Source organism: Methylobacterium sp. ap11, from assembly GCF_900110515.1.
GTDB lineage: Bacteria > Pseudomonadota > Alphaproteobacteria > Rhizobiales > Beijerinckiaceae > Methylobacterium > Methylobacterium ajmalii.
This window is the reverse complement of record NZ_FOEB01000010.1, coordinates 83,548-109,963: the sequence shown is the minus strand read 5'-3', so window position 1 is coordinate 109,963 and position 26,416 is coordinate 83,548. Positions and strand designations below refer to the sequence as shown.

Annotated in this window: 20 protein-coding genes and 2 pseudogenes; 11 read left to right on the top strand and 11 right to left on the bottom strand. The window is 68.7% G+C overall.

Annotated elements, in window-relative coordinates; genetic code table 11:
* Positions 1-65 precede the first annotated feature (65 nt).
* The 4 genes and pseudogenes from BMX97_RS16585 to BMX97_RS16570 all read left to right on the top strand — a co-directional run bounded on the left by BMX97_RS16585 (position 66) and on the right by BMX97_RS16570 (position 5,065).
* Positions 66-1,688 (top strand): acyl CoA:acetate/3-ketoacid CoA transferase, encoded by a 1,623-nt coding sequence (locus tag BMX97_RS16585; RefSeq protein WP_091752368.1) that lies wholly within the window; start codon positions 66-68, stop codon positions 1,686-1,688.
* Positions 1,689-1,705: 17 nt separating this feature from the next.
* Positions 1,706-2,875: a dihydrodipicolinate synthase family protein gene (locus tag BMX97_RS16580; RefSeq protein WP_244538480.1), complete on the top strand. Its 1,170-nt coding sequence runs from the start codon at positions 1,706-1,708 to the stop codon at positions 2,873-2,875.
* Positions 2,865-3,731, top strand: a complete 867-nt coding sequence (locus tag BMX97_RS16575; RefSeq protein ID WP_091752362.1) for a shikimate dehydrogenase family protein — start codon at positions 2,865-2,867, stop codon at positions 3,729-3,731. The genes BMX97_RS16580 and BMX97_RS16575 overlap by 11 nt, the downstream gene beginning before the upstream one ends.
* Positions 3,732-4,102: 371 nt before the next feature.
* Positions 4,103-5,065, top strand: a pseudogene (locus BMX97_RS16570) (IS630 family transposase).
* Between the two features lie 166 nt (positions 5,066-5,231).
* Here BMX97_RS16570 and BMX97_RS16565 read toward each other — a convergent pair.
* Positions 5,232-6,155 (bottom strand): LysR family transcriptional regulator, encoded by a 924-nt coding sequence (locus BMX97_RS16565; RefSeq protein WP_091752359.1) that lies wholly within the window; start codon positions 6,153-6,155, stop codon positions 5,232-5,234.
* A gap of 159 nt (positions 6,156-6,314) precedes the next feature.
* Between BMX97_RS16565 and BMX97_RS16560 the strand changes: the two genes are divergently transcribed.
* From BMX97_RS16560 to BMX97_RS16535, 6 genes are all read left to right on the top strand, one after another.
* Positions 6,315-7,895, top strand: coding sequence for an ABC transporter substrate-binding protein (locus BMX97_RS16560; RefSeq protein ID WP_091752356.1), 1,581 nt, complete (start codon positions 6,315-6,317; stop codon positions 7,893-7,895).
* A 91-nt stretch (positions 7,896-7,986) separates the two neighbouring features.
* Positions 7,987-9,444, top strand: a complete 1,458-nt coding sequence (locus tag BMX97_RS16555) for a M81 family metallopeptidase (protein WP_091752353.1) — start codon at positions 7,987-7,989, stop codon at positions 9,442-9,444.
* A gap of 196 nt (positions 9,445-9,640) precedes the next feature.
* A complete protein-coding gene (locus tag BMX97_RS16550) occupies positions 9,641-10,582 on the top strand; it encodes an ABC transporter permease (RefSeq protein WP_091752349.1) in 942 nt (313 codons plus the stop codon).
* 32 nt (positions 10,583-10,614) lie between these two features.
* Entirely contained in the window at positions 10,615-11,547 is a 933-nt protein-coding gene (locus BMX97_RS16545; RefSeq protein WP_244538479.1) for an ABC transporter permease, read from the top strand.
* Positions 11,548-11,560: 13 nt separating this feature from the next.
* Positions 11,561-12,571 (top strand): ABC transporter ATP-binding protein, encoded by a 1,011-nt coding sequence (locus tag BMX97_RS16540; protein WP_091752343.1) that lies wholly within the window; start codon positions 11,561-11,563, stop codon positions 12,569-12,571.
* Positions 12,568-13,590, top strand: coding sequence for an ABC transporter ATP-binding protein (locus tag BMX97_RS16535; RefSeq protein WP_091752340.1), 1,023 nt, complete (start codon positions 12,568-12,570; stop codon positions 13,588-13,590). Before BMX97_RS16540 ends, BMX97_RS16535 begins: the two co-directional genes overlap by 4 nt.
* A 424-nt stretch (positions 13,591-14,014) precedes the next feature.
* Here BMX97_RS16535 and BMX97_RS16530 read toward each other — a convergent pair whose 3' ends face one another.
* From BMX97_RS16530 to BMX97_RS16510, 5 genes are read right to left on the bottom strand one after another with little or no spacing between them, the layout of a single operon-like run.
* A complete protein-coding gene (locus BMX97_RS16530) occupies positions 14,015-15,490 on the bottom strand; it encodes an aldehyde dehydrogenase family protein (RefSeq protein ID WP_091752336.1) in 1,476 nt (491 codons plus the stop codon).
* Positions 15,487-16,347, bottom strand: a complete 861-nt coding sequence (locus BMX97_RS16525; RefSeq protein ID WP_091752333.1) for an alpha/beta fold hydrolase — start codon at positions 16,345-16,347, stop codon at positions 15,487-15,489. Before BMX97_RS16525 ends, BMX97_RS16530 begins: the two co-directional genes overlap by 4 nt.
* A complete protein-coding gene (locus tag BMX97_RS16520; RefSeq protein ID WP_091752330.1) occupies positions 16,344-16,703 on the bottom strand; it encodes a hypothetical protein in 360 nt (119 codons plus the stop codon). The genes BMX97_RS16525 and BMX97_RS16520 overlap by 4 nt, the downstream gene beginning before the upstream one ends.
* Positions 16,700-18,793: an acetate--CoA ligase family protein gene (locus BMX97_RS16515; protein ID WP_091752328.1), complete on the bottom strand. Its 2,094-nt coding sequence runs from the start codon at positions 18,791-18,793 to the stop codon at positions 16,700-16,702. Before BMX97_RS16515 ends, BMX97_RS16520 begins: the two co-directional genes overlap by 4 nt.
* A gap of 10 nt (positions 18,794-18,803) precedes the next feature.
* Positions 18,804-19,982: an acyl-CoA dehydrogenase family protein gene (locus BMX97_RS16510; RefSeq protein ID WP_091752325.1), complete on the bottom strand. Its 1,179-nt coding sequence runs from the start codon at positions 19,980-19,982 to the stop codon at positions 18,804-18,806.
* A gap of 283 nt (positions 19,983-20,265) precedes the next feature.
* Between BMX97_RS16510 and BMX97_RS16505 the strand changes: the two genes are divergently transcribed.
* Entirely contained in the window at positions 20,266-21,171 is a 906-nt protein-coding gene (locus BMX97_RS16505) for a LysR substrate-binding domain-containing protein (protein ID WP_177202257.1), read from the top strand.
* 32 nt (positions 21,172-21,203) lie between these two features.
* Here BMX97_RS16505 and BMX97_RS16500 read toward each other — a convergent pair whose 3' ends face one another.
* The 5 genes and pseudogenes from BMX97_RS16500 to BMX97_RS16480 form a co-directional block, all read right to left on the bottom strand.
* The gene (locus BMX97_RS16500; protein WP_091752565.1) at positions 21,204-22,412 is read right to left on the bottom strand and encodes an ABC transporter substrate-binding protein; all 1,209 of its coding nucleotides are present in this window, start codon (positions 22,410-22,412) and stop codon (positions 21,204-21,206) included.
* 387 nt (positions 22,413-22,799) lie between these two features.
* Positions 22,800-23,666: pseudogene (locus BMX97_RS16495) on the bottom strand (IS3 family transposase); the annotation flags it as partial.
* Between the two features lie 255 nt (positions 23,667-23,921).
* The gene (locus BMX97_RS16490) at positions 23,922-24,329 is read right to left on the bottom strand and encodes a Zn-ribbon domain-containing OB-fold protein (RefSeq protein ID WP_091752319.1); all 408 of its coding nucleotides are present in this window, start codon (positions 24,327-24,329) and stop codon (positions 23,922-23,924) included.
* 3 nt (positions 24,330-24,332) lie between these two features.
* Positions 24,333-25,499 carry a thiolase domain-containing protein gene (locus BMX97_RS16485; protein WP_091752315.1) on the bottom strand — a complete coding sequence of 389 codons (1,167 nt, stop codon included), beginning with the start codon at positions 25,497-25,499 and terminating at the stop codon, positions 24,333-24,335.
* 2 nt (positions 25,500-25,501) lie between these two features.
* A complete protein-coding gene (locus BMX97_RS16480) occupies positions 25,502-26,410 on the bottom strand; it encodes an SDR family NAD(P)-dependent oxidoreductase (protein ID WP_244538465.1) in 909 nt (302 codons plus the stop codon).
* Between the last annotated feature and the right edge of the window lie 6 nt (positions 26,411-26,416).

Genomic DNA, 26,416 nt, shown 5'->3' with positions numbered 1-26,416 from the left:
ATCCTCTTGACTTATTAGTAAGTAAGGGTACCACTGGAGCCGATTGGTTGCGGACGGAAATTCCAGTGAAGGTCATCACGGCAAGCCAGGCCGCCGCGCTCGTTCGCGACGGGGACACGGTACTCATCGGCGGTTCGGGCTCGGGTCATGCCGTCCCGGAAGGCCTGATCGAGGCAGTCGAGCGTCGCTTCCTCGCGGAGCGCGCGCCACGCGACATCACCTCGATCCATCCGGTCGGTCTCGGGGATCGCGGCGAGCGTGGCGCTTCGCGCTTCGCGCATCCGGGCCTCCTCAAGCGGATCGTGTGCGGCACCATCGTCGACGCCCCCCCGGTCGCCGCCATGGCCGCTCGTAACGAAATCGAAGCCTACACGCTGCCGCAGGGCGCGCTGTCTCAGCTCACCCGCGAGATCGCGGCCGGGCGGCCGGGGCTCATCACGCATGTCGGGCTGCACACCTTCGTCGATCCGCGGCAGGCCGGCGGCCGGCAGAGCGCCCGGTCGACGGAGGACCTCGTCGAGCTCGTCGAGATGAAGGGCCGCGAGTGGCTCTACTACAAGCCGTTCCACGTCGACGTCGCGTTCCTGCGCGGCACGACGGCGGACGAGGACGGCAACATCTCGATGGAGCACGAAGCCATCTTCGGCGACATGCTGTCCATGGCGCAGGCAACGCGGGCTTGCGGCGGCTTGGTGATCGTCCAGGTCAAGCGGCTCGCGCGCCGCGGCACCCTGCCGGGCAAGGCCGTCAAGGTCCCGGGCATGCTCGTCGACGCCGTCGTCGTCGTGCCCGATCAGGCGCAGACCTATCAGACCTCGTACGATCCGAGCTTCGCGGGGGAAGTGCGCATCCCCCTCGACTCGTTTCCGAGCTTGCCGCTCGACGAGCGCAAGATCGTGGCTCGCCGCGCGGCAATGGAGCTTGCGCCCGGCGCGATCTGCAACATCGGTTCCGGGATCTGTACCGGCATTGGCCTGGTCGCGGCCGAGGAGGGAATCCTCGACGCCATCGTGCTCACCAACGAGCAGGGCCTGATCGGCGGTGCCCCGGCGAGCGGGCTCGACGCCGGCGCCGGGCGCAACTACTGGGCGATGATCGACCAACCCTACCAGTTCGACTTCTACGACGGCGGCGGGCTCGACATCGCGTTCCTCTCAGCCGTCGAGGTCGATCCGCAGGGCAGCGTGAATATCAGTCGGTTCGCGGGCCGGGTCGTCGGCATCGGCGGCTTCGTCAACATCAGTCAGAACGCCCGCAAGATGGTCTTCGGCGGCACGTTGACGGCGGGCGGCCTCAAGGTCGCGGCCGAGGACGGGCGTCTCGTGATCGTTCAGGAGGGCAAGCACCGCAAATTCGTCCCTGAGCTGGAGCAGGTCTCCTATAACGGCCGCTATGCGCGCGAGCGCGGCCAGACGACGATGTTCGTGACCGAACGAGCGGTGTTCCAGACGGGCGAACGTGGGCTGGAACTTATCGAGATCGCACCGGGCATCGATCTCGAGCGGGATGTTCTCGGCCAGATGAACTTCCGGCCCCATGTCGCGGACGATCTCCGGACGATGGACGCGCGGCTGTTCAGGCCCGGGCCGATGGGGCTCGCCGCGACGCTCGCGGGCCGCACCCGCGCGCCGCATCCGCGGCTGTTGCCGGAGGGCGGGGCCCCGGCGGGAACGGGAGCGGGCCGATGAGCATGGTGAGCAACGCCATGGACGCGCCGACGGTCCTGCTGCCCCGTCCGGATCGCAGCGTCGAGGCCTACCGGCTCTCGGGGCGCCCCGTTGCGCCGGTCCCGCCGCCCCGCGTGTTCAACCGCGTCGTGTACGCGGCGGCCCACGTGGTGGTCGATCCCCTCGCCGAGACCGATCCCTTCAATCGATCGCAGATCGACTGGGAGCGCACGCTCGCGTTCCGCGCATCCCTGTGGGACCTCGGGCTCGGGGTCGCGGAGGCGATGGATACCGCGCAGCGCGGCATGGGGCTCGACTGGCCGGACGCGCTCACCCTCATCCGGCGCTCAGCCGAGATCGCCCGGTCACGCCCGGACGCCCGACTGGCCTCCGGCTGCGGTACCGATCAGCTCGCGGTGCAGGATGTCCGCTCGGTGGACGACGTCGTTCGGGCCTACGAAGAGCAGGCCGAGGCGATCGAGGGCGCCGGCAGCCAGCTGATCGTCATGGCGTCGCGCGCGCTGGTCCGCGTCGCCCGCGGTCCGGACGATTACGCCGCGGTCTACGAGCGGCTGCTGCGGCAGGCCCGTGCACCCGTCGTGCTGCATTGGCTCGGGCCGATGTTCGACCCCGCCCTGGCCGGCTACTGGGGGCACGACGCCGTCGACGACGCGATGCAAGTCGCGCTGGACGTCATCAGCACGCATGCCGACAAGGTCGACGGCATCAAGATCTCGCTGCTCGACAAGGACAAGGAGATCGCCATGCGCCGTCGGCTCCCGGCGGGGGTCCGCATGTACACGGGCGACGACTTTAATTACCCCGAACTCATCGCGGGCGACGACGAGGGCCATTCGGATGCGCTGCTCGGTGCCTTCGCGGCGATCGCGCCGGTCGCGTCCGCCGCGTTCGTCCGGCTCGCCGAGGGTGACCGCGCGGGGTTCCTCGCGCAGCTCGCGCCGACGCTGCCTCTCGCGCGGCACATCTTCCGCAGCCCGACCCAGTATTACAAGACCGGCATCGTCTTCCTTGCCTACCTGAATGGTCATCAGGACCATTTCACTATGCTCGGGGCGCAGGAAGGTGCGCGCTCGACCCTTCACCTCGCCGAGGCGTTCCGCCTCGCCGACCAAGCGGGCCTGCTGCTCGACCCGGCACGGGCCGCGGCCCGGATGAGCGCGATCATGGCGGTCCGCGGTGTCGCCTGAATCCGTCGTGCCGGCAGCGCCCGGCCTGCCCTTGCCCCTCACGGGCGAGACGCGCCTTTTCGCGATCCTGGGCGATCCGATCGCCCAGGCCGGATCCCCAGCGCTGTTCAATGCCGAGTTCCGCCGCCGCAGCGCACCCTGCGTACTCGTTCCGATGCGGGTGCCGCCGGCTGACTTGGAGACGGCGTTCAAAGGACTGTGGACCGTCGCCAACCTCGACGGGCTCGTCCTCACGGTACCGCACAAGATCGATGTTCTGCGGTTCGTCGACGAACTCGGGCCGACTGCCCGTCGTATGGGGGCCATCAACGCCGTCCGCCGCCTGCCCGACGGTCGGCTCCTTGGTGAAAACTTCGATGGGGTCGGCTTCGTCGGCGGGCTGCATGGGCGCGGCTTCTCAATCGCCGGCCGTTCCATTCTGATCGTCGGATGTGGCGGCGCCGGCACCGCCATCGCGTTTGCCGTTGCCGATCAGCGTCCTGACGTACTGCACCTCTTCGACGTCAATCCCTTACGCGCATCGGATCTGGCTCGCCGCATCCGTGAGGCTCACCCAGACCTACCCATCCATGCCGGTGACCGCGATCCGACCGGCATGGATATGGTGGTCAACTGTACATCGCTCGGCATGAAGTCCGGAGATGCTTATCCGGTCGAAATGGACCGGATGGACAGCCGGACCGTCGCTGTTGATATCGTGCTCAAACCGGAAGTAACGCCCTTCCTAGCGCGGGCGGCTGCCCTCGGCTGCGCGACGCATTCCGGATCCCACATGCTGACCGCTCAAGTCGGCGCGATCTGCGACTTTTTCGAGCTCGACTCCATTTCTGTCCCTGACGAGATTCAAGATACGTAGCCACTCTCGACACCGCTCGACCGCTAGTAGAGCTGCGACCGGGAGCTGAAACTGTCGTGCTGGTCTTGTGATGCTCCAGGGCCGACGAGGCATTGAGGCAACGTGCATGAAGCAGGGCTTCCTTGCGCGCGCTGTACGGCGCTTCTAGCGCGTCAGTGCCGGGCGCCCTCCCCTACGCGGGTCATACAGGCACACCGACGCCCTTTGTTGCTGCCCGCTGCGGGCCCTGGACATCTCCTTGCGTTCGCGGCTCATGGTAGCACCATAGCCCTGGAAGGCTCTGAGCTATCGTCCACGTCGGTCAGAGCGCTGTGCAATCGGCTTGCAACGGCCAAGTTGTTTGGGACGTCGGCTGGGTGAAGGAGCCAGCGATGACCTCACCCTTGGTCCTCGATCTGCGTGAGCGTGTGGTGTCCGCTGTCATGGCGGGTGCGTCCTGCCGCCAGGCTTGCGAGCGGTTCGGTGTCAGCGCCGCCAGCGTCAGCCGCTGGCACGCCCGCCATCTACGGGACTGCCACGTCCGGCCCAAGCCGATGGGCGGAGGCCAGCGCTCGCCCGTCATCGAGGCCCACGCCCAGCGGGTCCAGAGGCTGTGTGAGAAGCGCGGCGACATCGTGCTGTCGGAACTGCGCGACGCCTTGGCCGAGCAGGGCGGCGCCTCCAGCACCAGCAGCCTGTCGCGATTCCTGGCCCGCCATCGCATCACCCGCAAAAAGGGGTCCTTCACGCTGCCGAGCAGGATCGTCCGGACGTAGCGGAGGCCCGCTAGGCGTGGTTCGAGGGTCAGCTCGGCCTCGATCTGGACCGTCTGGTGTTCGTCGACGAGACCGCCGCTTCGACCCGGATGGCGCGTCGACTTGGCTGGGCTCCACGCGGGCAACGTTGTCGCCCGCCGATGCCGTGCGGGCACGACAAGACCACCACCGTCACGGCGGCAATGCGCACGAGCAGCCTGACGGCGACGACCATCTTCGATGGAGCCACCAACGGCCGGCGCTTCCTGGACTACGTCACCGGCACCCTGGTCCCGCTGCTCCGACCGGGCGACACGGTGATCCTCGACAACCTCCAACCCATAAGGTGGCGGGCATGCGCGAGTCCATCGCGGCGGCTGGCGCGCGGGTGGTGTACCTGCCGTCATACAACTTTGAGTTTTTAATCCGATCGAGCAGGCCTTCGCCAAGCTCAAGACGTTGCGGTGCATTGCAGCCGCACGAACGGTCAAAGACCTGCATGCTGCGATTCGCCAAGCCTTCACTGCCTTCACCCCACAGGAGTGCTGCTATTACTTCGATATAGCTAGATACAAGACAGACCGCCACGTCTCAGTCTGATCGTGTAAAACTATAGAGTTTTTTCATTCTTGTAACTATTGTATTCGAAAATATTTTTGCCGCTCTTAATCGTCATAGCATGCGGTATCCGACACCTGCGTCCGAGCGCGCCACATGCTCCTGGCAAATTACATCTTGCATCTAAACTTCTGCGTTTGCAATAAAATCAACGTACGATTGTTCTCATCTGTGGGTTGCCTCGAAAATGCTGTGAGACGGGCCTGAGCAGCCGCTCCACCGATGGCATCAGGCGTATGCCCTCGCGGGTGAAAAGATGAACCTCCGATTCTTCGAACAAAGTCGCCTTCATCCTGGCGCAGCCCAGGATGCCGGCGGAGCATTCCTGCTCGACGCTGCGTCGTGCCAACAACGTCACGCCACCACCCGATAGGAGGTAACTTCGCAAAGCGGACAGCGAATTGGTCTCGAAGTTAGGCTCGAGCTTGACGCCCTCCAGGTATTCGGCGCTCTGCACCAGCTTCCTCAACCCATAGCCGGGGTACATCAATCCGACGGGATAAGTCGCGACATCTGCAAGGGTGAGCCCGTCCTGGTGGCGAAGCAGCGGGTGGCCAGCCGGGGCCACCAAGTCAACCGGTACCGGTTGACGGCCCCACAGCTTGAGACCATCCGCGGGCGCGGGATTGAAGGCCAAGCCGATGTCGATGCTTCCGCTCGTCAGGCCGACGATGATGTCGTCGACCGGCAAGGCGTCGACCCGTACGCGCACGCCCGGATGAGCGTCCATGAAGGTGCGTATCGGATGGGATACGAAGTCTGCGAGATAGCCTTCACCCACGCCCATGCGGACGAGGCCTGCCCTCGCACCGCGCATCGCCTCAAGCCGAGAACCGAGAGAGGACGCACTCTGAATACGCTCCTCGAAGTACTCGCTGATGGTCAGGGCCGCGGCCGTGGGAACCATGGATCGTCCGCGCCGCTCGAAGAGCGGCAGGCCAGTCTCGACCCCGGCCCGGGCCAAGTGGCGGCTGATCGCGGCTGGGTCGACCTTCATGATCTCCGCGGCCGCCCGTACGCCACCGTGCTTGACGACGTGGTGAACCGCCTCGGCGCGGAGATCATCGAGCATCGTTGGGTACCATCGTTGACTTCAAGGCAACAAACTAGGCCCGGACGGCCGTTGATTCCACCCAAGTTTGCTCCCTAGCATGCTCCTGTAGTCAGCTAATCGGCAGGGCGCGACGATCGGCAGGTCGTCAGTCCACAGGCGTGAACGGACAATTAGAGAATGCAACGTCGCTCTTTTCTCGCGCTCGCGGCTGCGTCCATGACTAGTTTTACCCGTCCAGCGCTGGCGCAGGCGCGGACCAATACCCTCCGCTTTGTACCTCAGACCGACCTGACGATCGTCGACCCCGTTGTGACCACCGCGTACGTAACGCGCAATCACGCGCTCCTGGTCTGGGATCAGCTCTACGGTCTCGACAGCCAGTTGCGGCCGCAGCCGCAGATGGTGGAGGGCCAGACCACCGAGGCAAACGGTCTTCTCTGGACCTTTACGTTGCGGGCAGGACTCAAGTTCCACGATGGGGAACCGGTGCGCGGTCGGGATTGCGTGGCCTCGATCCGTCGCTGGGCCGAGCGCAACGCCGAGGGCGCCACGCTGATGTCCCGCGTCGTGGAAATGACGGCGCCCACGGACAACAGCTTCGTTATCCGCCTGAGCAAGCCCTATCCCGGCATCCTCGGCACGCTCGCGCGCCTCGGCCCTCCGGCCCTGATGATCATGCCGGAGCGGCTGGCTAAGACGCCGTCCAGCGAGCAGGTCAAGGAGCTGATCGGCTCCGGCCCGTTCCGCTGGAAGCCGGATGAGCGGATCGTCGGCGCCAAGGTCGTCTACGAGCGGAACCGCGACTACCTCCCGCGCCCGGAGGGCGTGACGAGCTGGGCCGCGGGGCCCAAGATCGCGCATGTGGACCGGGTCGAGTGGACGATTATGCCCGATCCCGGTACCGCGCTCGCGGCGCTGCAGAACGGCGAAGTCGATTGGTGGGAAAACCCGCCGAACGACCTCTTGCCCATCATCGAACGTGCTCCGGGCCTGAAGATGGAGCGCGCGAGCCCGCTGGGCATCCTCGGCACCGGCATCTTCAACCACCTGCATCCTCCGTTCAACAACCCCGAGATCCGGCGCGTCGTCATGGAGGCTTTCTCGCAAGAGGACTACATGGCGGCGGCTGCCGGTGAGTCTAACATGTGGCGCGCCGGCGTTGGCGTCTTCCCGCCCGATACGCCGATGGCGAACGATGCTGGCCTGTCCGCGGTCACCGGACCGCGCGATGTGGCCGCCTCCAAGAAAGCGCTGGCAACCGCAGGCTACAAGGGCGAGCGGGTCGTCATTATGGCACCCAGCGACCATGCAGCTCTCGCGGCCATCGGTGAAGTTGCCAACGACGTTCTGCGCCGTCTCGGCATGAATGTCGAGTACGTAGTCTCGGACTGGGGAACACTCGTTCAGCGCCGTGCCAGCAAGGCGGCGCCCGACGCCGGCGGCTGGAGCATGTTCCACACCACATGGTTCGGGCTCGACATGGTCACTCCGGGCGTGAGCCAGATGTTGCGGGCGGGTGGAGGGCAGACCTATTTCGGCTGGCCTGACATTCCGGAACTCGAAACCCTCCGCAATTCCTGGATCGACGCTTCGGATCCCGCAGACCAGTCGAGGCTGGCCCGTGAGATGCAGGCCGTCGCGCTCCGCCGCGCCGCCTATATCCCGACCGGGCAATACTTCAGCAACACGGCCCACTCGTCGAAGCTGACCGACGTGCCCAACGGCCTGATTGCCTTCTGGGGCGCGCGCTTCGCGTAAGCCAGCCGGGCATGCCGGCGACCGGCCTGCCCCCGTCCCACACCTCGTTTCGGCCCCGTGCGGCGAGCGTATCGTCGCGAGAGGATCCCTTATGCGCATCGCCGTCGCACAGGTCTCGCACGAGACCAACACGTTTTCGAGCGAGCTGACTGACGAGACAGCCTTCACCGTCCGTTCCTGGATCGAGGGGGAGGAGATCCTGCGTCGCCACCGCGGCGTGCGCGACTACATCGGCGGCATGATCGACGAGGCGATGGCGACCGGCGGCATTGAGTTGCTTCCGACCTTTGCCGCCATCGCGAGCCCTTCGGGCTTCATCCGGGCCGAGACCTGGTCCGAGATCAAGCGGCGGGTCCTTGCTGGCCTCAAAGCCGTCGCGCCCTTCGACGCCATCTGCCTGGAACTGCATGGTGCCGGCGTCGCGGAGAGCACGGACGACATCGAGGGCGATCTCTTGCGGACCCTGCGCCTCGAATACGGCACCGACATGCCGATCGTCGCGACGCTGGACCTGCACGGGAACATCACCGAGCGGATGATCGACAATGCCGACATGCTGTTTGGCGTGAAGGAATACCCCCATATCGACATGTACGACCGCGGGCGGGACGCGATCAGGAACCTTGCCCTGATGCTGCGCGGCCAGTTGAAGCCGCGCATGACCCTGACGCGCCTGCCGATGATCATCCCGACCACGACGACCTTCCATGGGCCGTTGAAGGCTGTGAACGCCCGCTGCACGGACTGGGAGGCGAAGGCCGGCATGGTGCATTGTGCGGCCTATCACGGCTTTCCCTACGCGGATTCATCCGCCACCTGCGTCTCCGTCATCGCGATCGCTGACGGTGACGACGCCCTGGCCCGGCGCGCCACGCAGGACGTCGCCGACTTCATCTGGAGCCAGCGCGAGGTCTTTTCGGTCGCGCTTCCCGGTGCTGCCGAGGGACTCGAGCTAGCCTTGAGCGGTCCGGATGCCCCGGTCATCGTCAACGAGACCTCTGACAATCCCGGAGCCGGCGCGCCCGGGGACGGCACCGGGCTTCTCGCCGAACTCCTGCACCGCAACGTCGAGGGCACGTGCTTTGCCCACCTGGCGGACCCCGAGGTGGTGGCTATCGCCCACAGGGCCGGCGAGGGCGCGCAGATCCAGGTGCGGCTCGGCGGCAAGGTCGATCGCCTGCACGGCGATCCGCTCGACGTCGAGGCCGAGGTGGTGTTGAACACGCGGTGCCGGTTCGTTGCCAGCACGCCGATGGGACGCGGCGGCGAGAGGGATTACGGCCTGTCGACGCGGCTGCGGATCGGGAAAGTCGACGTCATCGTCACCGAGCTCAAGTCGCAGCTCCTCGACGACGAGATGCTCACGCTGCACGGCATGCCGATGGACCGCTACAAGGTCATCGCGATCAAATCCAGCCAGCACTTCCGGGCCTTCTTCGAGGCGGCGGCGGCCCGAATTGTGACTGTCGACACGCCCGGCATATCGACGTTCAACTTCGACAAGTTCCTGTTCAAGTCGTCGGCGAAGTACGCGTATCCGATCTGCTGAGATCGTTCGCTGAGCTGGGCGGCAGGCGCTGCGGCGAAGCCGCTCGGCCTTCCGCTCACGCAGCAAGATCGACCGCGAGCAGTCATCGACCGAGAACGACGGGTCAGGCGAGACTCCGGTGCCCAGCCCGAGCGCCGGGGCTGTGCATGGCCGCGACGCGACCGAGCGCGCTCTCGCCGCCCACTGGAGTTCCATCATGCTCGGCTACATCGGCAGACGCATCCTCGCCACCATCCCCGTCATGGCGGTGGTCGGGCTGTTCGTCTTCAGCCTCCTCTACTTCGCCCCCGGCGACCCGGCGGCGATGATTGCCGGCGACCAGGCCTCGCCGGCCGATATCGAGCGCATCCGCGCCACGCTGGGCCTCGATCGGCCGTTCTTGGTGCAGTTCAGCGAGTGGTCGTGGCAGATCGTCCACGGCGATCTCGGCACCTCGATCTTCACCAACCTGCCGGTCACCACGATGATCGGGCAGCGGGTGCAGCCCACCGTCTCCCTGATGCTCGTCACCCTGGTCCTCGCCATCGCGGTGGCGGTGCCGCTCGGCGTCGTCGCCGCCTGGAAGGCCGGCAGCCTGATCGACCGCCTGGTCATGGGGCTCGCCGTCACCGGCTTCTCGATGCCGGTCTTCGTGGTGGGCTACGTGCTGGCCTACATCTTTGCCCTCCAGCTCGGGTGGCTGCCCGTGCAGGGCTACACGCCGATCGAGCAGGGGGTGCTGCCCTGGCTGGCGAACCTGATCCTGCCGGCGGTGACCCTGGGCCTCGTCTACGTCGCGCTGATCGCCCGGGTAACCCGGGCTACCATGCTCGACGTGCTGAGCCAGGACTACGTGCGCACCGCCCGGGCCAAAGGGCTGTCGCAGGGCCCGATCCTGTTCGTCCACGCCCTCAAGAACGCCGCGGTGCCGATCGTCACCGTCATCGGCATCGGCATCGCGCTGCTGATCGGCGGCGCGGTGGTGACCGAAACGGTTTTCGCGATCCCCGGTCTTGGGCGCCTCACCGTCGATGCGATCCTGCGGCGCGATTACCCAGTCATCCAGGGCGTCGTGCTGCTGTTCAGCTTCATCTACGTGCTGGTGAACCTCGCCATCGACCTGCTCTACACCTTGCTCGACCCGAGGATACGCTATTGACCGCGACGGTCGCGCCTTTTTCTGATCGTGCCCTGCAGGCGGGCCTCCCGCCAAACGAAGCCGTCCCAGCGCTGCCGCCCGGCCTGGCCGTCGCGGCGTCCCTGCCGGACGTCATCCCGGTCCGAAAGCGCCGGGGCCGGGTCTGGTCCTACGTTCGCCGCAACCCGACCATCGCCGTCGGCGGTGTGCTGCTCCTCATCGTGTTCATGATGGCGCTGCTTGCGCCCGTTCTCGGCACGGTCGACCCGACCGCCCTGGCGCCCGCCAGGCGCACCCGGGTTCCCTCCCCCCAGTACTGGTTCGGCACCGACCTGCTCGGCCGCGACATCTACTCCCGGGTGATCTACGCCGCCCGGGTCTCGCTGCTGGTCGGCTTCTCGGTGGCGCTCCTCGCCTCGGTCGCCGGGCTCGCGGTCGGCGTCGTCTCCGGAATGGTGCGCTGGGCCGACGGGATCATCATGCGGGTGATCGACGGCCTGATGTCGATCCCGCCGATCCTGCTCGCCATCGCCCTGATGGCGCTGACCCGCGGCTCGATCGGGAACGTGATCCTGGCGATCACCATCGCGGAGATCCCCCGCGTCGCGCGGCTGGTGCGCGGCGTGGTGCTGAGCCTTCGCGAGCAGCCATATATCGAGGCGGCGGTGACCACCGGCACGCGGATGCCGATGATCATCTGGCGCCATATCCTGCCCAACACCCTCGCGCCGATGACCGTGCAGGCGACGTACATCTGCGCCTCCGCGATGATCGCCGAGGCAATCCTGTCGTTCATCGGCGCCGGCGTACCGCCCTCGACCCCGTCCTGGGGCAACATCATGGCCGAGGGCCGGGCGCTATGGCAGGTGAAGTTCTACATCGTCCTGTTCCCGTCGATCTTCCTGTCGCTCACCGTGCTCGCCGTGAACCTTGTCGGCGACGGGCTGCGCGACGCCCTCGACCCGCGGATGGCGAAAGATGTCTGAGAAGGAACGCGCGATGAGCACGGGCACGAGCGGCGCCCCCCTTCTGTCGATCGAGGATCTGCAGGTCCATTTCCGCACCCCCGACGGGGTCAACCGCGCGGTCGACGGCGTGTCATTCACCATTGGCTCCGGCGAGACCCTGGCGATCGTCGGCGAATCCGGCTGCGGCAAGTCGGTGACCTCGATGTCGATCCTGCGGCTCCTGCCCGAGCCCCCGGCCCGCATCGCCGGCGCCATCCGGTTCGAGGGGTGCAACCTTCTCGAACTCTCCGAGCGCGAGATCCGCCGCATCCGCGGCAACGCCATCAGCGTGATCTTTCAGGAGCCGATGACCTCGCTCAACCCGGTGCTGACCGTGGGCCGCCAGATCGGCGAGACCCTGCGCCTGCACCAGGGCCTGTCGAGAAAAGAAGCGGAGGAGCGGGCGGTGGAGATGCTGACGCTCGTCGGCATCCCCGAGCCGCGGCGCCGGGTGCGGGAATACCCGCACCAGCTCTCCGGCGGCATGCGACAGCGGGTGATGATCGCCATCGCGCTTGCCTGCTCGCCCAAGCTTCTCATCGCCGACGAGCCGACGACGGCGCTCGATGTCACGATCCAGGCCCAGATCCTCGATCTGATGCGCGACCTCAAGCGACGGGTCGGCGCCGCGATCATGCTGATCACCCACGATCTCGGCGTGGTGGCCGAGGTCGCCGACCGGGTGGTGGTGATGTATGCCGGGCGCAAGGTCGAGGAGACAGCAGTCCGCGATCTGTTCCGCAACCCCCGCCATCCCTATACCCGCGGACTGATGGGGGCGGTGCCGAAGCTCGGCGCCGTCGAGCGCGGCGCCGATGCACGTCTCGCCGAGATCCCCGGCATGGTGCCGAGCCTGAAGGATCGGATCGAGGGTTGCGTCTTCGCCGGGCGCTGCCCGGACGCGACCGACCTGTGCCGCGCCTACGCCCCGGCGCTGGAGCCGAAGGCGCCGGGCCACCTCGCCGCTTGCCACTACGCGCCCAAGGACGTCCTCGCGGCATGAGCCTGTCCCCTGCACCCGCCTCCCGCCCCCTGCTGGAAGTTGCCGATCTAAAAAAGCATTTCGCCCTCGGGGGCGGCCTCATTGGCCGCCAGGCCCGGGTGCTCAAGGCGGTGGATGGCCTGTCCTTCGCTGTGGCCCGGGGCGAGACCCTGTCGCTCGTCGGCGAGTCCGGGTGCGGCAAGTCAACCGTCGCCAAGGTGCTGATGCGCCTCTACACGCCCTCCGCCGGCCAGGTGGTGCTCGACGGCCGGCGCATCGACGACCTCTCGCCCGGAGCGCTCCGGCCCCTGCGCCGCCGCATCCAGATGGTGTTTCAGGACCCGTTCTCGTCCCTCAACCCGCGGATGCGGGTCCGGGCGATCCTGGCCGAGCCGATCCGCAACTTCGGGCTGGCCCGCGATGGCGCCGACCTCGAGAGCCGGCTCGCCGGCCTGATGGAGCGGGTCGGCCTGCCGCGCGAGGCTCTCGGCCGGTACCCGCACGAGTTCTCGGGCGGGCAGCGCCAGCGTATCGGCATCGCCCGGGCGCTCGCCGCCGAGCCGGACCTGATCGTCTGCGACGAGGCGGTCTCGGCGCTCGACGTCTCGGTGAAGGCGCAGATCGTCAACCTGCTGCGCGATCTCCAGCGCGAGCTCGACCTGGCGATGCTGTTCATCTCGCACGACCTCGCCATCGTCGAGCACATGACCCACCGGGTAGCGGTGATGTATCTCGGCAGGATTGTCGAGATCGGTCCACGCCGCAACATCTTCCTGGCCCCGAAGCACCCCTACACTCAGGCCTTGCTCTCGGCGGTGCCAATACCCGAGCCCGGGGCCGGGCGAACCCGGATCGTGCTCAAGGGCGACGTGCCAAGCCCGATCAACCCACCCGCAGGCTGCCGCTTCCATACCCGCTGCCCACACGCCTTCGACCGCTGCCGCGTCGAGGAGCCCCGCCTCGACCGCGTCGGCGTCGGCGTCGACCACTCTGCTGCCTGCCACCTCAACGACATCGCCGCGCCGGCCCGGGTGGCCTGATCCGACCCGATGCGGCGGGGCGCAAGCCGATACCCACCGTGACCAGCTCTTGCAACAGCGCCGCATGAACACGCGCGCATCAGCTTGAAAGTGGATCCTCACCTAATATTATAATGAAATCATGGAAAAACATCAAAAAACGCTCCAGAACGGTTCCCGATCAGCGCCAATCGGAACCCGTCCTGGAGTGATATTTTCGATTTATCTCCGGGGACTCACTTCTGATGCAGCCTGGGGCCCAATTCAACGTCGATCTATAACATACCGGCTGCTGCGCCGGGATGCTCTGCGACCGAAAGGCCGCCGAACCTCTCCCCCGAAGCGGGTGCGTGCTCGTCGAAGCCTGAACCCGGTCGCCAGTGCGACCGGGTCGGGAGCTTGACCGAGCAGCGCAGGCGACTTCCTCCCGAAGTTCCGCCTCGCCTCACGACGCGACCGAGACGAAGCGCTGCTGGCGGAACGCCATCACGCCCTCCTGGCCGCCCTCTAGACCGAAACCGCTGTCCTTCACGCCCCCGAACGGCGTTTCCGGGAACGACGCCGACCAGTGGTTGACCGCCAGAGTTCCCGCCTGGACCTCGCGGCCCAGGCGCTCGGCCGCCGCAAGGCTGCCGGTGAACGCGTAGGCGGCAAGTCCCAGGCTCAGGCGATTCGCCTCAGTGATCGCCGCGTCGAGACCGGCGCATGGCGCGAGGACCGCCAGGGGGCCGAACGGCTCCTCGTGCCAGGCCCGCGCGTCCGGTCCGAGATCCGTCAGCACGGCGGGCGCCTGCCAGAAGCCCGGTCCCTCGGGCGCGTTCCCCTCTCTCAGCGTCGCCCGCGGCCGGGCATCGGCCAGAAGGGCCCGGATCGCAGCGGCGCGGCGGGCATTCTGCACCGGGCCCATCTGCGTGCCCGTTGCGAAAGGATCGCCGACCTTCAGCGCAATCGCCGCGCCCACGAAGGCGTCGGCGAAGCGGCGATAGACGGGCGCCTCAACGAGGAAGCGGGTCGGGGAGGTGCAGACCTGGCCGCCATTGCGGTACTTCGCCGCCGCGCCGGCCCGGGCAACCGCCTCGACGTCGCAATCGGCCAGCACGATCACCGGCGCGTGCCCGCCGAGCTCCATCACCATCCGCTTCATCGTCGCGGCGCAGAGCGCGGCGAGCTCCTTGCCCACCGACGTGCCGCCGGTGAAGGAGAGCATCCGCAGGCGGGAATCCGTGGCGAGCCTCCGCCCGATGGCGGGCGGGTCCCCGAACACCAGGTTGAGGATGCCGGGCGGCAGGCCTGCCTCCGCGAAGGCGCGGGCGAGCATCAGCCCCGAGGCGGGCGTCGCCTCCGACGGCTTGAGGACGATCGAGCACCCAGCGCCGAGCGCACCGGCTATCTTGCGCGCCGGGGTGATCGCTGGCGCGTTCCAGCCCGCGATGGCGCCGACCGGCCCGACCGGCTCGGAGAATGCGGTCAGGCGCAGGCCGGACGTTCTTGGCGGGATGTCGCGGCCGTAGAGGCGGCGGCCCTCCTCGGCGGCCCACTCGATCATCTCGCAGGCCGTCTCGGCCTCCGCCTCGGCTTGCGCGAGCGGCTTGCCGAGTTCGAGCGCGATCAGCCCGGCCCAATCCCGCCTGTGCGCCCGCAGCCAGCCGGCGGCGGCGAGCAGGATGCGGCTGCGCGCGAGGGCCGGCGTGTCGCGCCAGCCCGGAAAGGCGTCGTGCGCGGCCTCGATGGCGCGGTCGAGATCGGCCTCGTCCGCCACCGGCAGATGCCCGAGCACCCGCTCGGTGCCCGGATCGACGACCGGGACGGTCGGGCGCTCCTCCGCCCCGATCCAGCGATCGCCAACGACGAGGGAAAGCGCCGGATAGGCCGCCTCGGCGTCGCGGCGGGCGCCCGGGCCCGGGCCCGGCGCGCCGGTCACGGCCGACGCTCCGACAGGATGCGCTCGAGCACCGGACGCAGATGGCTGAGGAAGCCCTCCGGGTCCTCGCTCATCGGGAAATGGCCGATCCCCGGCATGATCACCGCCTCCGAGCCTCGGATGCTGGCGGCGGCGGCCCGGGTATCGTCGGGGGTGCAACTGTAATCGTATTCCCCGGTCAGGAGGTGGACCGGGCAGCGCGCGGTGTCGATCTCCGACAGTCGCCCCCGGATGTCGCCGTCGACCTTGTAGAAGTAGAGGTCTCCCTTGAACACCCCCGGCCCCCCCTGCATGTAGTGCCAGAGTGTCTCCCAGCGGTTCTCGTCGCTGGCGGCCGGCCCGATCAGGCCCGAGACCACGGCGGCCGAGACCTCGCCGTGGACGTCGGGCCGGTAGAGCCACTGCGTGTCGTAGTAGGGCGCGACGTGGCCGCCCGATTGCAGGCCGATCACCGCCCCGAACCGCTCTGGATGCTCGAGGGCGAGGTGGAGCACGATGCGGCCGCCGATCGAGCAGCCCATTGCCACCGGCCGGTCGAGGCCGAGCGCGTCGGCGACGCCCAGGATGACGTCGGCGTAGTCGCGCGAGGTGAGGCGGTACTCCGTTTCCACATGCCAGCCCGCCGGCGGCGAGGACTTGCCGTGCCAGGGTAGGTCGAAGGCGATGACCCGGAATCGCGACAGGATCCCCGGATCGTTCATGACACCGCGCCACTGCCGGCTGTCGCTGCCCGCCGTATGGAGGCAGAGGAGCGGCACGCCCTCCCCGGCCTCCTCGATGTAGACCCGGTGCGGCTTGCCGAGGAGATCGACGCGCAGGTAACGGCCGGTGATCGGCTCGTAGATGGGCGCGCTCATGCGGGGCTCCTCAGCGCGCCGAGCACGCCCTTGAAGTAGAACAGGTTGGCCATGAAGGGGTGCATGTCGCCCTCGACCGCGAGGCGCCCGAACCGGATCATCGCGAAGAGGTCGTGGAAGCCCGGGGGCGGCGACGACGACCAGAAGGTCCGCCAGCTCTCGGCCGAGGCGCGCAGGGCGAAGGTCCAGCGCGCCATGACGAAGGGCCCTTTGCGCACCTCGTCGACGCGCCCGTCGCGGATGCGCACGAGCCAGCTCTCCTCCCCGATCCCGATGAGGAAGGTCGTATCGACGAAGCGGCCGCGATGGACGAGACGCGCATCCGCGTTCACCCGCTCGGCGAGGTGGTCGATCATGGTGTCTCCCCGGTCATCGGAACTCCGATCCTGGTGTCCTCACGTACCCGCACGACGGCGTCGACCGCGATGACGCCCTCGCCCATGCGCCGCACGACGAGCGGGTTGATCTCGGCCTCGACGATTTCGGGGCCGCAGGCCGAGAGGGCGACGAGTGCGTCCGCGAGGGCGTCGAGGTCGCCCCGCTCCCGGCCGCGATAGCCGGCGAGCGCCCGCAGCGCCTTGACCTCGTCGATCATGGCGACAGCCTCGCGGTGGTCGAGGGGACCGAGGCGCAGGCTGCGGTCCTGATGGATCTCCGCCAGGACCCCGCCGGCCGCCAGCATTACGACGAGGCCCGCATCCGCATCGCGGTGCACGCTCAGCAGTACCTCGCCGAGCCCGGAAGCCATCGTCTGGACCAGCAGCCGCTCGACCGCGAGGCCGGGGCGCGCCCGGGATACCCGCCCGGCGATGCCGGCGGCGGCGTCCCGGAAGGCGACGTCGTCGCGAATGCCGAGGGCGACGCCGCCGAGCTCGGTCTTGTGCAGCACCTCGGCCGAGAGCAGCTTGACCGCCACCGGATAGCCGATCGGCGAAGCCGTCGTCCCGGCCTCCACCACGGCGTGGGCGGCGACCGGGAGGCCGAGGCGGACGAGCACCGCGTAGCCCGCGGCCTCGTCGAGAAGGCGCGGCTCTCCGCTTGCCTGTCCTGCCTGCGGAGGAAGGGCCTTGGCGGGGCGCCGCCCGAACACCGCCGCGATCGCGTCGCCGCAGGCTTCGGGCGTGCGGAAGGACGGGATCCCCGCCTCGGCGAGATGCGCGAGCGCCTGCGGCGCGTCCGGGGCCGCGAAGGCCACGAGCGGGCGCACCGCAGCCGTCGCCGCCGCGGTGATCGCCGGCACCAGCAAGTCGGGCTGGAAGCGGGCCGAGGAGCCGGCCACCGCGACCACGAGGTCGAATTCCGGCGCCGCCAGGACGGTCTCCAGTGCCGCCGACATGACCGCCGGGCGGGTGCCGGCGAGCGTGAGATCGAGGATCCGGCCGCGCGGCGCGACCACGCCGCGATCGGCCAGACGCACCATGGTGGCCTCGCTAGGCACGGCGGCCTCGATGCCGCGCAGGCCGAGCTGGTCGACCACCATCGCGGCACCGCCGCCGGTGGTCGTCACCACCGCCACCTTCGGCCGCAGCGGCCGCTCTGACACGCCGACCCGGCGGATCAGCGGGATGCCCTCGATCAGGCCCTCCAGGGTCTCGACCCGGGCGATGCCGCAATCGCGCAGGAAGGCGTCGGCGATCCCGTCCTCGCCCGCGATGGCGCCAGTATGGGATTGCGACAGCTCCGCCCCCTGCGCCGACCGGCCGAGCTTGTAGGCGATGACCGGCTTGCCCCGCGCCGCCGCGGCGACCGCGAAACGCCGGATGTCGGCGCCATGGACGATCGATTCGAGAAACAGCGCGTAGACCTCGATCGCCGGATCGTCGAGCGTCGCCGCGCAGATCTCGCCCAGGCTGAGATCGACCTCCGAGCCGGTCGAGACGAACCCCGCGAAGCCGAGGCCCCTGGCGAGCCCTCGCGACAGGATCGCGCCGATCATGCTGCCCGAATGCGAGGCGACGAACACGCTCCCGCGCCGGATCTCGGGCTCCGCGAAGGCGCCGTTGGCCGTCAGGCTCAGACCCGTCGCGACGTTGACGATACCGATGCTGTTCGGACCGAGAAGGCGGGTCGGCCCGCCGGCGAGGATGCGGCGCAACTCCGCCTCGCGGGCACGCCCCGCCTCGCCCTCCTCAGCAAAGCCCCCGGCGAGCACCGTGGCGAGCGGCACGCCGCGCGCCGCGCAGGCCGCCACCGCGTCGAGCGCGCCCTCGGTCGGGGTCAGGATGAAGGCGTGGTCGGGCACCTCCGGCAGGGCGTCGAGGGAGGGATAGGCGCGCACATCCTGCACCGTCCCGCGGCGGGGATTGACCGCGTAGACCGCGCCGGAGAACCCCGCCCGGCGCAGGTAGGCGAGCGGACGCCCGCCCGTTTTCGTTGGATCATCCGAGGCGCCGATGAGCGCCACGCTGCGCGGATGCAGCAGGGAGCGGCCGAGGCTCGGGCTCATGCGTCGCCCCCTACTCGGCCGCCTGCGCGGCGGGTCCCGGCCGGGGCGCGCGCTGGTCGAAGCGGCGGTCGAAGACGTGCTCGGCGATGCGGTTCTTCAGCATCTCGATCGAGCCGCCGGCGATCATCCAGCCGCGGGTGCGCCGCATGCAGTACTCGGCCAGCGCCTCGGTCGAGTAGCCGAGGCCGCCCATCACCTGCACGGCCTCGTTCGCCGCCTCGAAGCCGGCCTGGTTGCAGGCGAGCTTCGCCATTGCGGTGTCGGCGGCCGAGGGCAGCGCGCCCTCCCGGGTCGAGGCGGCCCGGTAGAGCAGGAGCTGCGCCGCGTCGAGCTTCACCGCGAGGTCGGCGAACTTCCACTGCAGGCCCTGGAACTCGCAGAGCGGCCGGCCGAACTGGCGCCGCTCCAGGGCGTGGTCGCGCGCCAGGGTGAAGGCGTAGCGGCCGAGCGCCAATGCCCGGGAGGAATTCCCGAGCCGCTCGACGTTGAAGCCGGCGATCTGGCGCTTGAAGCCGCCGGGCCCGAGCAGCACGTTCGCGGCCGGGATACGGCAGTTCTCGAAGTAGAGCTGCGACCATTCCTCCCCGCTCATGAAGGCGGAGGGCTTGCCGATGGTGAAGCCCGGCGTGCCGCGCTCGACGAGCACCGAGCCGATCCCGCCGACCCCAGGCCCGAACCGGACATAGACCAGGAAGACCGACGCATCCGGGCTGTGGGTCGAGAAGACCTTGGCACCGTCGATCACGTAATCGTCGCCGTCCTGGCGGGCGCGGGTCTCGAGGTCGGTCGCCGCCGAGCCGGCACCCGGCTCCGACATGCCAAGGCTGATCACGCTGCGCCCGGCCAGCAGGTCGGGCAGGAACCGCGCCTTCTGCCCGGGCGTGGCGTACTCGACGAAGGTGCGGATCGGCCCGAAATTGCCGGCCTGGATCACGTCGGCGCTGCGCGGGCAGACCGCCGCGACCTGCTCGATGGCGATCACCGCATCCATGAGCGTTCCGCCCTGGCCGCCCTCCTGGGGATCCATCGTGATCCCGAGGAGCCCCTGGCCGGCGAGGAGCTGCGCGACGTCGAACGGGAAACGCGGGTCGTGGGCGCGGGCGAGCGCGCCTGTCCGCAGGTGCTGCTCGGCGAAGCGCCGGACGGAATCTGCGAAGAGCGCCTGCTCTTCGGTCAGGGCGAAATCCATGGAATCCTCGCGTCGGCCCGGCGGGCGGGCGGCCGATGGCTCGGCGCAGTGGCGACGAGAGCCCCCTGCGATCGCGTCGCCATCGAAGGGGCCCCGGGGTCTGTGATCCGTCGGCATCGTCCGACGAAACGGTGCCCGCTTCCTCGGAAATGCTCTCGCGGGCCGCATCATCGCCGGAGCGGTTTGCTCCGCAATTGAGCAGGCGTTAACCTGGCATGAGTTTTACGCGGGCATCCCCGCCGTCCCGAGACCTGAGTTCGTTAAAGCCGCGATGTCGCGCCGCATGCCGCCCCTCAACCCGCTGCACGTCTTCGAGGTCGCGGCCCGGCTCGGCGGCTTCGGCCGCGCAGCCGGTGAGTTGAATGTCACGCAATCGGCGGTCAGCCGGCAGATCGCGGTGCTGGAGGGATTCCTCGGCGTGCGGCTGTTCCACCGCGAGCGGCACGGCGCGACCCTGACCGAGGCCGGCCGGCTCTACGCCGCCGAGATCAACGAGCCCTTCGCCCGGATCGCCGCCGCGACCGCGCGCCTGAGCGACGAGAAGGTGGCCGAGACCCTGCACGTGCGCGCCTATGCCACCTTCGCGACGAGGTGGCTGATCCCGCGCCTGCCCTCGTTCAAGGCCCGCTACCCGCGCCTCGACATCCGGCTCTCCAACATCGTGCGGCCGGTCGACTTCACCCGCGAGACGGTCGACGTCGCGATCCAGCTCGGCACCGGGCAATGGCCGGGGACGCGCTCGGCCCTGCTCCTGCCCGACGTGATCCAGCCGGTCTGCAGCCCGGCCCTCGCGGCCGGCCTCGCCGGGGGCGACCCGGAGCTGCTTCGGACGCGCCAGCTCCTCCACTCGTATTACCGGCGGCGGGACTGGCCGGACTGGCTCGCGGCGGCGGATGTGCGCGACGTCGATACCGGGCGCGGCATGGTGTTCGAGAGCTCGGTCCTCACCTACCAGGCGGCGGCCGAGGGGCTCGGCGTCGCCATGGGTCAGGTTCTTCTGCTCAAGGACGAGATCGCATCCGGCCGGCTGGTGCCGCTGTTCGACCGGCCGGTGCGGCGCGACCTCGGCCTCTACGCGGTCTGGCCGCTCGACCGGCCGCCCTCGCGCAAGCTCGACCTCTTCCTCGCCTGGCTCGAGGCGGAGGCCGGCCACGCCGCCTCCGCCGAGCCCACGGGCGCGACCGGCTGAGCCGCCGCGCCCCGCCGGAGAGGCCCGGGCGATTACTGCGTCGAGACCAGGGGACAGCCGCCCTCGGCGAGGGGCCGGAAAGCCTGCTCGCCGGGCACGGTCTCGAGCAGCTTGTAGTAGTCCCACGGATACTTCGATTCGGCCGGCGTCTTGACCTGGAACAGGTACATGTCCCGAATGACGCGGCCGTCGGCACGCAGGTGCGCGTTCTTGGTGTAGAAGTCGTCGATCGGGATCTCGCGCATCTTCGCCATTACCGTCTTGGCTTCGTCGGTGCCGGCGGCCTGGATCGCCTTGAGGTAGTGGCTCACCGCACCGTAGACTCCGGCCTGGAGGCTGCCGGGGGCGCGGCCGTCGAACCGCGCCATGAAGCGCTTCGACCAGGTCCGGGTCGCGTCGGTCATGTCCCAGTAGAAGCTGTCTGCGAGGAGCAGCCCCTTGGCGCTGTCGAGACCAAGGGCGCGGATGTCGGGCAGGTTGACGAGCAAGGCCGCCAGGCTCTGCCCGCCGCTCGTCAGCCCGAATTCGGCCGCCTGCTTCTGCGCGTTGATCATGTCGGTGCCCGCATTGGCGAGCCCGATCACGTCGGCGCCCGAGGCCTGCGCCTGGAGCAGGAAGGAGGAGAAGTCGGACGAGCCGAGGGGATGGCGCGCCGATCCGATCACCGCGCCGCCATTGGCCTTCACCACCCGGGCGGCCTGCGCCTCGAGCGCGTGGCCGAAGCTGTAATCGGCGGTGAGGAAGAACCACTTCTTCAAGCCGCGCCGCACCACGGCGCCGGCCACCACGTTGCCGAGCGCGTAGTTGTCGTAGGACCAGTGCAAGCCGAAGGGCGAGCAGGCCTTGCCGGTGAGATCCGGGGTGCCCGGGCCGGTCGCCAGGAAGATGCGGTCCTTGTCGCGGGAGATCTGCTGGACCGAGAGGGCGACCGCCGAGGACACGACCTCGGTGATCGCATCGACCTTGTCGACGTCGTACCACCGGCGGGCGATAGCCGAGCCGACATCGGTCTTGTTCTGGTGGTCGGCAGAGACGACCTCGACCGGCACGCCGGCGACGGTACCACCGAAATCCTCGACCGCCATTCGGGCCGCCAGGACGGCCCCGGCCCCGACATTGTCCGAGTACGGACCTCCCATGTCGGTGAGGACCCCGATCCGCACGACGCCATCGGACATGGCGGCGCGGGCCGGTCCGGCCAGTGCCAGGGCGACGAGGGCCGCCAGCGCGCAGCTCCGCATGATGATCACACCTCCCGAGAGGAACGGCCCGCATCGTCCGCGTGCCGGGGAGCTCGCATCTCGCGGGCGGGGCAGCGCGGTCCGGGCTTGGCGAGATGGGGGGCGTTTCGGCCGCGCGAGACAAGTTCGGATTTGGAATGACCGCGTGACCTGCGTTCACGCGGCGGTCTTCTGGTCCCGCGCGGCCGGCAATGGGCATCTGGGCGGGGTCGCCATCTCGGCGACGGACGGCGCCACAGGCCGGCCGATCGCTAGCCTGCCGCGGCACCGCCCCAGCGTTGAGGAGAGCCGCGCCTCATCCCTTCGTCGGGGTGCTGCTCGGCGCGACCCGAAGCTCTACCTGCTCCGGATGACTGATCGGCCCCACGAGGTGGTCCAAGTTCAAAGTTAGTGCAGTGTCGGCGGTTGCTCCGCGGGTAGCTTGGTCGGCGGAGCCGGTCGGGCAAGCGCAGCCGGCCAAGCGGGCAAGTCTTGCACGAACACCTCCGAGGCCGGGGGTCGGTAGCCCAGCGCGCCGTGCAGGCGCACCCCACCGCAGTGCCGTCGCCAGATCTCGATCATGATCTGCGCTTCCCTCAGCATGTAGAAGCTCTCACCCTTCAAGAGATCGCCTCCCAACTGTGCGTTGAAGGTCTTCACATACCCGTTATATTACAGTGAAACAGGCTCGATGTAGACAGTCCTTCTGTCGATCAAATCGATACAGACCTGTGAAGATTTGGAGCTGGACTCCGGACCATTGTGCGAGCGGATGCTCGTTGGCACGCCGCGCACGATGAACAGCTCGCCAGACACGTCGATTACATCGGCATCCTTCAGCTTGCGGGCCACACCAATCGCCAAGCATTCGCGAGCGAAATCGTCAACGACGTTTAGCATGCCGAACTTACGACCGTCATGCGTGCGCGCCTCGACGAAGTCGTAGTCCAAGACGTGGTTGCGATGCTCCGGTTGCAGCCGGAGAAACGACCCGTCTCCGTCCGAGAGCCGTCCGCGTTTGGGCTGCTCGGCTGGAACCTTCGGCCCTTCGCGCCGCCAGATCCGATCGACCCGCTTGTCGTTGACCGACCAGCCGGCAGCCTTCAGCGCTGCCCCGATCTTCCGGTAGCCGTAGCGCCCGTAGCGACGCGCCAGTTCGATCAGATCCGCAATCAGCGCCGCCTCGTCATCCCTGCCCCGCGGCACCATGCGCTGCGTCGAGCGATGTTGGCCGAGCGCCCGGCAGGAGCGGCGCTCGGAGACGTGCAGGACATCGCGCACCAACCTACGCTGGTCGTGGCTGTCTTGAGTCCAATGGATGAACTTGTCGCGGCTACGGTTGAGCTCGCCCTTCTGGATGAAAGGTGACACGCCGGCGAAATGACCATCGGGGCCGGGCTGCACGCGGCGTTGTCCAGGGCGCTCGCCAGCCCCTGGGTGCCACATCCGACATGCAAGACGACCATCTGGGCCACGTCGCTCGCCTGCCAGTAGTCGTGGGCAGCGCTCACGACTGGAGACGAGACGGCGTTAGCCTCCCACGGCCGGCCGGAAGCACGGGACGGGCGTCCCGTTCTGCGAGCGCTCGAACACCAGGGTCACGGCCTGTCCGACCGCTAGGGAACTTGCGTCGCACGAGACGAGGCTCGTCAGCATGATCGGCCCTTCCTCGAGGACCACATACGCTAGTGAGCGCGGAGGAGCCTCTCGAGCGAGCACCGTATAGCTGTACACCGTGCCACGCCCGGATGCCTCCTCCCAGGCGGTCTCGCCGAGGCAGAAGGGGCAGCGCGCCCGCGGATACCAGTGCGCCTTGCCGCAAGCGATGCAGCGTCGCAGCAGGAAGCGGCCCTCGCGCGCCGCCGCCACGAAGGCGGCGCTCTCCGGGCTCTCGGGCGGGTCCGGCCAGAGCCCGTCGCGACGATCGATACTCACCATCGCTCACTCCCTCCCAAGCACCAGGGTCGCGGCGCCGTGACGGCTGCCGAGCAGCCCACCAATCCCGGTCGCAACAGCAAGGTCGCAATTGCCGACCTGCACGGCCGGATGCGCCTCGCCGCGCAACTGGCGCACCGCCTCGATCACCTTGGTCATCCCGCCTCGATTGGCCGGGTGGTTATTGCACAGCCCGCCACCATCGGTGTTGAACGGCAGCCGCCCGCTCCCCGCGATGAGGTTGCCGTCGGCGACGAAGCGGCCGCCCTGCCCCTTCTCGCAGAAGCCCAAATCCTCGATCTGCATCAGCACCGTGATGGTGAAGCTGTCGTAGATCGAAGCGTACTTGATGTCGGCGGGAGTCACCCGCGCCTCGGCGAAGGCGGCCGGGCCGGAGCGGCGCGCCGCCGACCACGTCAGGTCGACCTCGCCGCCGCGCTGCCCCTTGGCGGCCTCCCCCGCGCCCATGACCCGCACCAGCGGGCGTTTCAGGCCCCGGGCGATCTCGGGCCGCACCACCACAAGGGCGCCACCCCCGTCGCTGACCACGCAGCAATCGAGGCGGTGGAGCGGATCGGCGATGACCGGCGAGGCCAGCACGTCGTCCACGCTCACAACGTCGCGCAGCATGGCGTGCGGGTTGTGCTGGGCGTGATGCGAGGCCGCGACCTTGATCCAGGCGAGCTGCTCAGGCGTGGTGCCGAACTCGTACATGTGTCGGCGGGCACACATCGCATAGAGGTTCACCGTCGTCGGGCCGAAAGGCGCCTCCCAGGGGCTGTCCGGCGCGTCGGCGATGACGGGCCGCGCCGCGGTGCCGGAATGGCCGGCGCTGCGGGGCCGGCCGGCGAGCGTGATCAGGGCGACGTTGCACTTGCCCATGGCGATCGCCTGGGCGGCGTGCGCCACGTGAGCGATATAGGAGCCGCCGCCCAGATCGGTGCTGTCGAGGTGGCGCAGGTCGAGGTTGAGGTAGTCGGCCATCGACAGCGGGCCGAGGCCGGGCGCGTCCCCGGCGCAGAAGTAGCCGTCGACGTCGTCCTTGGTGAGCCCCGCGTCAGCGAGTGCGCCGGCGGCGACCTCCGCGTGGAGCTGAGCCACGGACTTGTCAGGGGCCTTGCGGGTCGGGTGCTCGTAGGCCCCGGCGATGTAGGCGCGTCCGTTGATGCTCATGGTCAGACCGGGTCCCAGGAGAACACGTCGGGGCTGCGCTCGAGGGGTGCGAGGTGACCGCGCAGGGCCGGCAGGGCGTGCCCGGCGATCGTCTCCGGCGTCCAGCCTTCGGCCCGGTGCACGCCGCGCACCGGGCGCGGGTGATTGAAGACAAAGAGTTCGTTGTGCCGGGAGGCGAAGATCTGGCCGGTGACGTCCCGCGCCGCCTCCGATGCGAGGAAGACCGCGAGCGGGGCGTTCTTCTCCGGCCCCATCGCCTGGAGCTTGGCGACGCGGGCCTTCTGCTCGTCCGTCCCGGCGGGGATCGCGCTCGTCATCCGGCTCCAGGCGAAGGGAGCGATGCAGTTCGAGCGCACGCCGAAGCGTCCCATGTCGAGGGCGATCGACTTCGACAGGGCGGCGATGCCGAGCTTTGCCGCCGCGTAGTTCGCCTGGCCGGTATTGCCGATCAGCCCGGAGGTCGAGGTCATGTGGACGTAGGCGCCGGATTCCTGGCGCCGGAAATGCTCGGCCGCCGCCCGTGCGACGAAGAAGCTGCCGTTGAGGTGGACGTTGATCACCGAGAGCCACTCGTCCGGCGACATCTTGTGGAAGATCTGGTCGCGCAGGATCCCGGCGTTGTTCACCACGATGTCGATGCGCCCGAAGGCGTCCAGCGCCGTGGCGACGATGCGCTGTGCCGCCGCCCACTCCGCCACCGTCTCGGTGCTGAGGACGGCCTCGCCCCCGCGCTGCTCGATGATCCGGCAGGTCTGCTCGCCGGGCGTGGCGGAGGTCTCGCCGCATCCGCTCAGGCTCGCCCCGACGTCGTTGACCACCACCCGGGCGCCGGCGAGCGCCATGGCGAGCGCGATCTCCCGCCCGATGCCGCCCCCCGCCCCGGTGACGAGCGCGACCTTTCCCTCCAGCATCCCCAT

Bases quoted from the DNA above. Each gene is read 5' to 3' on its own strand.
- BMX97_RS16580 (WP_244538480.1), top strand. From the start codon at position 1,706: ATGGACGCGCCGACGGTCCTGCTGCCCCGTCCGGATCGCAGCGTCGAG.
- BMX97_RS16565 (WP_091752359.1), bottom strand. From the start codon at position 6,155: ATGCTCGATGATCTCCGCGCCGAGGCGGTTCACCACGTCGTCAAGCAC.
- BMX97_RS16560 (WP_091752356.1), top strand. From the start codon at position 6,315: ATGCAACGTCGCTCTTTTCTCGCGCTCGCGGCTGCGTCCATGACTAGT.
- BMX97_RS16555 (WP_091752353.1), top strand. From the start codon at position 7,987: ATGCGCATCGCCGTCGCACAGGTCTCGCACGAGACCAACACGTTTTCG.
- BMX97_RS16550 (WP_091752349.1), top strand. From the start codon at position 9,641: ATGCTCGGCTACATCGGCAGACGCATCCTCGCCACCATCCCCGTCATG.
- BMX97_RS16540 (WP_091752343.1), top strand. From the start codon at position 11,561: ATGAGCACGGGCACGAGCGGCGCCCCCCTTCTGTCGATCGAGGATCTG.
- BMX97_RS16535 (WP_091752340.1), top strand. From the start codon at position 12,568: ATGAGCCTGTCCCCTGCACCCGCCTCCCGCCCCCTGCTGGAAGTTGCC.
- BMX97_RS16525 (WP_091752333.1), bottom strand. From the start codon at position 16,347: ATGAGCGCGCCCATCTACGAGCCGATCACCGGCCGTTACCTGCGCGTC.
- BMX97_RS16520 (WP_091752330.1), bottom strand. From the start codon at position 16,703: ATGATCGACCACCTCGCCGAGCGGGTGAACGCGGATGCGCGTCTCGTC.
- BMX97_RS16515 (WP_091752328.1), bottom strand. From the start codon at position 18,793: ATGAGCCCGAGCCTCGGCCGCTCCCTGCTGCATCCGCGCAGCGTGGCG.
- BMX97_RS16510 (WP_091752325.1), bottom strand. From the start codon at position 19,982: ATGGATTTCGCCCTGACCGAAGAGCAGGCGCTCTTCGCAGATTCCGTC.
- BMX97_RS16505 (WP_177202257.1), top strand. From the start codon at position 20,266: ATGCCGCCCCTCAACCCGCTGCACGTCTTCGAGGTCGCGGCCCGGCTC.
- BMX97_RS16500 (WP_091752565.1), bottom strand. From the start codon at position 22,412: ATGCGGAGCTGCGCGCTGGCGGCCCTCGTCGCCCTGGCACTGGCCGGA.
- BMX97_RS16490 (WP_091752319.1), bottom strand. From the start codon at position 24,329: ATGGTGAGTATCGATCGTCGCGACGGGCTCTGGCCGGACCCGCCCGAG.
- BMX97_RS16485 (WP_091752315.1), bottom strand. From the start codon at position 25,499: ATGAGCATCAACGGACGCGCCTACATCGCCGGGGCCTACGAGCACCCG.
- BMX97_RS16480 (WP_244538465.1), bottom strand. From the start codon at position 26,410: ATGCTGGAGGGAAAGGTCGCGCTCGTCACCGGGGCGGGGGGCGGCATC.